The 1,098-nt window shown below is 61.3% G+C and carries 2 protein-coding genes; both read left to right on the top strand.

The genetic code is table 11. The features are described 5' to 3' along the window. The coding region (locus tag NW837_RS12090) for a zinc ribbon domain-containing protein (protein ID WP_414331849.1) at positions 1–256 on the top strand (256 nt) is incomplete at its 5' end. Between the two features lie 7 nt (positions 257–263). Continuing rightward, positions 264–1,098, top strand: an 835-nt coding sequence (gene xseA / locus NW837_RS12095) for an exodeoxyribonuclease VII large subunit (RefSeq protein WP_414331851.1), incomplete at its 3' end; no start/stop codon positions are given.

The following is a 1,098-nucleotide window of genomic DNA, read 5'->3' on the forward strand; positions in this document are numbered from 1 at the left end:
GGTTCCGCCTGCCTACACGTCGCAGACCTGCCACCGGTGTTTGCATATCCATCCCGACCCTGCGCAATCCTACCGCAATGGGAAGCAGTTTAAGTGTGGGCACTGTGGATGGGAAGGGGATGCGGACTGGAATGGAGCCAACATGATTGCTAAACTTGGGGCTGCCGTAAACCAGCCTAGAGGTCCGTGGTTGGCTTGCCAACTGCAGGGCTACCGAAAGCCCGCCCTGTACTGCGAAGTAGTCAGGGTCGGGTAGTTTACAAGTGACTTTAGCCGCCCGCAGCAGTGGGATGGAGTTTTTGCTCACGGATGAAGCTCCCCTGCTCTCGGTGGGGGGAGTGTCCCGTTATTTGAAATCGCTGCTGGCCGGGGATCCCTACTTGGTCAGGCTGTGGGTGAGCGGGGAAGTCTCCAGTTGCCAGCGCAACCGCAATGGCCACCTGTTCTTGACCCTGACCGATCCGGAAACCGGTGACGTTCTCAAGGGGGTGGTCTGGCAGGGCCAAACTTCCAGGCTCAGCTTCTGGCCGGAAGTGGGGCAACAGGTGCTTGCCCTTGGGCAACTTGGCATCTATAGCGGCGGCAGCCATTATCGCCTCGTCATCTGGCAATTGCTGCCTGCCGGGGAAGGGCTGTTGGCGTTGCGATTTCAACAGCTCAAGGCCCGCCTCAGTGCTGAGGGCTTGTTCGATAACCAACGACCTCTGCCTGTTCATCCCCAGTGCATTGCCGTCGTCAGTTCCCCCCACGCTGCCGGCTGGGGAGATATTCGGCGCACCCTCAACCAGCGCTACCCCGGGCTACGGGTGCTGTTCTCCCCAGCTCAAGTGCAAGGGGAGGCGGCCCCGGAATCAATTGTGCGGGCCATTCGCCGGGTGGAACAGGATGGGCGGGCGGAAGTGCTTCTTTTGGCGCGGGGCGGTGGAGCCAGCGAAGATTTGGCCTGTTTTAACGATGAGCGGGTGGTGCGAGCCATTGCCGAATGTCGGATCCCGGTGGTCACCGGGATTGGCCACCAGCGGGATGAAACCCTGGCTGACTACGCTGCCGACTACGCCGCCCATACCCCAACGGCAGCTGCCGAGCGGATCGTGCCGG

Source organism: Synechococcus sp. R6-10, assembly GCF_047461815.1.
Classification (GTDB): domain Bacteria; phylum Cyanobacteriota; class Cyanobacteriia; order Thermostichales; family Thermostichaceae; genus Thermostichus.